The 2,475-nt window shown below is 69.7% G+C and carries 2 protein-coding genes and 1 pseudogene; all 3 read left to right on the top strand.

Annotated elements, in window-relative coordinates; genetic code table 11:
• Nucleotides 1-694, top strand: a 694-nt coding sequence (locus K0M70_RS07430; RefSeq protein ID WP_290781107.1) for a DUF4159 domain-containing protein, incomplete at its 5' end; no start/stop codon positions are given.
• Between the two features lie 30 nt (nucleotides 695-724).
• Nucleotides 725-1,720 carry a MoxR family ATPase gene (locus K0M70_RS07425; protein WP_290781105.1) on the top strand — a complete coding sequence of 332 codons (996 nt, stop codon included), beginning with the start codon at nucleotides 725-727 and terminating at the stop codon, nucleotides 1,718-1,720.
• Nucleotides 1,721-1,728: 8 nt separating this feature from the next.
• Nucleotides 1,729-2,403, top strand: a pseudogene (locus K0M70_RS07420) (DUF58 domain-containing protein); the annotation flags it as partial.
• Nucleotides 2,404-2,475 lie beyond the last annotated feature (72 nt).

Raw genomic sequence — 2,475 nt, 5'->3', positions numbered from 1 at the left:
GTTCCTCAAGCTGATGCTGGGTGCCGCCGCAGGCGGCCTCGCGCTGCCCGTGCACCGCGCGCTGGCCGCCGGCGCCGACTACGACTTCTGGTTCACCCGGCTGATGTACGAGTCGGGCAACTGGGACGTTGACCAGCGCATGCCCGCCAACCTGATCACGTCGCTGCTGGAATACACCACGCTGCGGGTGGACACCAAGGAGCACGTGCTGGCGCTGTCGGACCCGCGCATGCTGGCGGCGCCGTTCTGCTACCTGGCCGGTCACAAGCTGGTGGAGTTCAATCCCGACGAACGCCGCAACTTCGAGCGCTACGTGCGCAGCGGCGGCTTCGTATTCGTGGACGACTGCAACCACGACATCGACGGCCTGTTCGCCAAGTCCTTCGAAGACCAGATGGCCGCCATCTTCGGTGCATCGGCGCTGCGCAAGCTGCCCAACAGCCACCCGCTGTACTCGAGCTTCTTCAAGTTCCCCGACGGCCCGCCCGCCACCGGCTTCGAGCTCAACGGCTGGGGCGACGACCTGGTGCACGACTACCTCAAGGGCATCAGCATCGACAGCCGCCTGGGGGTGCTCTACAGCAACAAGGACTACGGCTGCGAGTGGGACTACGACTGGCGCAACAAGCGCTGGCTGGCCGAAGACAACACGAAGTTCGCGGTGAACATCGCGATGTATGCATTGACGAGCTAGAACCATCGACGCGTTTCACCCGGGGACCCCATGACCAACTCGACCACCGCCACCGACCTGGAAGCCCAGCTGTCCCACATCGCGCCCCTGCGCGCCGCCATCGCCCAGGCCATCGTCGGCCAGGACGACGTGGTGGAACAGCTGCTGATCGGCCTGCTGGCCGGCGGCCACTGCCTGCTCGAGGGCGTACCCGGCCTGGGCAAGACGCTGCTGGTGCGCACGCTGGGGCAGGCGCTGGAGCTGCAGTTCCGGCGCGTACAGTTCACCCCCGACCTGATGCCCAGCGACATCCTGGGCACCGAGATACTCGAGGAAGACCACGGCACCGGCCACCGCAGCTTCAAGTTCCAGCCCGGCCCGGTGTTCACCAACCTGCTGCTGGCGGACGAACTCAACCGCACGCCGCCCAAGACCCAGGCTGCGCTGCTGGAAGCCATGCAGGAAAAGACCGTCAGCTACGCCGGCGTCACCCACGAACTGCCGGCACCCTTTTTCGTGCTGGCCACCCAGAACCCGATCGAGCAGGCCGGCACCTACCCACTGCCCGAAGCGCAGCTGGACCGCTTCCTGCTGCACATAAGGGTGGACTACCCCAGCGAAGCCGAAGAGCGCGCCATCATTGAACAGACCACCGGCGCGAAGACCGCGAAGGTGCCGCAGGTGATGCGCGGGGAAGACGTACTGGCGCTGCAGGCGCGCGTGCGCGAAGTGCACCTGGGCGCCGACCTGCTCGACTGGATCACGCGGCTGGTGCGCGCCAGCCGGCCGCTGCCGGGCGCGTCGGCTGAGATACTGCAGTACGTGAAGTGGGGTGCCGGCCCGCGCGCAGGGCAATCGCTGGTGCTGGCCGCCAAGGCGCGCGCGCTGCTGCATGGCCGCTACGCCGCCACGCGCGAAGACGTCCTGGCGCTGGCGGCACCCGTGCTGCGGCATCGCCTGCTGCTGTCGTTCGCGGCCGAAGCCGAAGGCAAGTCGCCCGACGACTTGGTGGCGATGCTGCTGGGCAGCGTGCCCCTGGCCCGCTGAGCCCCGCGATGTCCGCTCCCGACTTCATTCCCGCCGACGTGCGCGCGCGGCTCAAGGCCCTGCGCCTGTCCGGCCGGCGCGCGGCGGGCGGGCACGGCTTCGGCCAGCACGCCAGCCGCAGCCGCGGATCAGGGCTGGAGTTCGCGCAGTACCGCGCCTACGAACAGGGCGACGAACCGCGGCAGGTCGACTGGAAACTCTATGCGCGCTCGGACCGCTTCTTCGTGCGCGAGGCCGAGCGCGACAGCCCGCTCACGGCCTGGGTGGTGGTGGACGCCACCGCGTCCATGGCCCAGGGCGACGAGGCGCGGCCGCGCAGGTCGCGGCTGGACGCGGCGCGGGCGCTGGCCGCCTGCGTGTTCGAGCTGGCGCTTCGCCAGGGCGACCGCTTCGGCCTGGCGGTGATCGGCGGCGACGGACTGCGCCTGGTGCCTGCCGGCGCCGGCCTGCGGCAGCGCGACCGATGCCTGCTGGAGCTGCAGGGCCTGCGCGCCCACGGCCAGTGGCCGGACGAATCCCGGCTCAAACCCCTGTGGGAGCGCATCGGTGCGGGGCAGCTGGCGGTATTGGTGAGCGATGATTTCGACGAGGCCGCCGTTGCGTTGGCCGAGCGCCTTTCGGCCGCGCGCCGCGAGGTGCTGAACGTACAGGTGCTCACCGCCGAAGAGCGCGACTTCCCGTTCCGCGGCGGCCGCCCCATACGCGCCCCCGGAAAGGGGGAATAGAAACAGAGCGGCGCCCCCACCGGGCGCGCC

This window comes from Arenimonas sp., from assembly GCF_019459675.1.
Taxonomy (GTDB): Bacteria; Pseudomonadota; Gammaproteobacteria; order Xanthomonadales; family Xanthomonadaceae; genus Arenimonas.
Note: the sequence above shows the minus strand (reverse complement) of the source record. Positions and strands in the feature narration are given on the sequence as shown.

Excerpts from the sequence above, each read along its gene's own strand:
- K0M70_RS07425 (WP_290781105.1), top strand. The coding sequence starts at position 725 with ATGACCAACTCGACCACCGCCACCGACCTGGAAGCCCAGCTGTCCCAC.